Here is a 1,771-nt window from a genome sequence, read left to right as displayed (position 1 = left end):
TGTTGCTATCGGCGACTTGTTCTATATTACACCCATGTATATTAATCGTCAATAGTTTTAAATAAGTTTTTTATAAAAATATGAATTAACTATACCAACAAGCCGTTAGCACAATAATAATACCCTTGAATGTAACTCCCCAAAATAAACTAAATACGAATAACCTATAAAAGTCACTGTAGGTTATTCGTATTTAGATGTCATTAATATACATATGACATTTTAAATTTATCCCCTCATTACATTATGCACACCATAATAGAAAGAAAGAATTAAATATTATTCCTTTGAAGGTATCGAGCAGCTACCATCTGCACAATAATCATCTGTTGTACTATTTATTGAAAGATCTTGAAGTTCAGACTTAGGGTTCTCTTCTTCCCACACCTGTTGAAGTGCACCAACAAAGGTTTCAAGTGGTTGTGCACCTGAAATAGCATACTTTTGATTAACAATAAAATAAGGTACCCCTGTAATTTTATATTGTTGAGCAATTGATTCATCAATCCTAACCTCATTGGCATAAGCATTTTTATTATGAATAACATTTAAAGCCTCTTCCCTATCTAGACCGGAAGCTTCAGCAATATTAGCTAGTGTTTCCACATCACTTAAGTTTCTCGATTCAGTGAAATATGCAAAAAGTAGATTTTCTGTAATCTCCTTTTCCTTCCCCTGATCCTTTGCGAATTTCGCCAAACGATGTGCATCAAAAGTATTTGTTGGCTTCATCTCTTCAAAATTGAAACTCAAACCCATACTAGCTGCATGATTGCCTAGTTGTATATTATTACGATCAGCTTCTTCAACACTAATTCCATACTTCGATGCAAGCACTTCATTAATACTCGTTCCAGAGTAGATCGGAGCATTTTGATCTAATTCAAAACTTTTAAACTCAACTTCAACATCTTTCTTATGTGGAAATTGCTCTAAAGCCATTTCTAATCTACGCTTCCCAATATAGCAAAACGGGCATACAAAATCAGACCAAACTTCAATTTTCATATGAACACCTCATTAACATTTATTTTTCAATCATTGTAGCACTGACGTTACGGAATTCAAAAATTTATGCCTCAAGAAGTTACGACTACTAATCAAAGAAGATTTCATACCCACATATACAATTCAATTGTAAATGAGCCCCTTGTTCAACATGCCTATATCTCACTACATATTTAGCCATAATATAGCTGTTCTCATAATAATTGAAAGCACCTGTATCATTTTCATAGATTATGTACTACTTCCCTATACTTAATAACTAAAGGAAGCAATTACTCAAAACTCTATTATTATAAGAATGAAAAGATTTATTTTCAAAAGTATATTAATGAAGAAGATTTAGATGTCCAATCATGAAAAAGAAGTATTTACCGGCAGAAACACCTCTAATGTTTATTAGTTAAGGGATACTGTATACAGGATTTTAAGGGGAAATAGCTATATAATTCATAAACCATTAAATCATTTAGAGTATAGAAGCTTCAATTATGCGCCAAGTTTTTTAGAAATTAATTATAAAAGAAGGGAGGTTTCCCTCTTATATTGAAAATATGACCAATAATGATCCTATTACGAAATACATCTAGTTTAATGAGCGCTTAATAAAAATAGCGAAAATACTTCGCCTTTATCATGATTCCGTAAATAATTTTCCATCTGGTATGATTTAGCAATATTTCCACCCTTGTTTCTAACGAAACAAATATGCAAAAAAAACACAAGTCAAAAGACTTGTGTTTTAGCTTGCTTGGCGACGTCCTAC

The 1,771-nt window shown here is 31.9% G+C and carries 1 protein-coding gene; it reads right to left on the bottom strand.

Features of this window, described 5'->3' with window-relative positions:
* Positions 1-279: 279 nt before the first annotated feature.
* A complete protein-coding gene (locus tag DN408_RS31005) occupies positions 280-1,008 on the bottom strand; it encodes a DsbA family oxidoreductase (protein WP_002016772.1) in 729 nt (242 codons plus the stop codon).
* Between the last annotated feature and the right edge of the window lie 763 nt (positions 1,009-1,771).

Source organism: Bacillus sp. AR13-1 (assembly GCF_008042285.1).
GTDB classification, from domain to species: Bacteria; Bacillota; Bacilli; order Bacillales; family Bacillaceae_G; genus Bacillus_A; species Bacillus_A mycoides.
This window is presented reverse-complemented; position numbering and strand designations above follow the sequence as displayed.

Excerpts from the sequence above, each read along its gene's own strand:
- DN408_RS31005 (WP_002016772.1), bottom strand. The coding sequence starts at position 1,008 with ATGAAAATTGAAGTTTGGTCTGATTTTGTATGCCCGTTTTGCTATATT.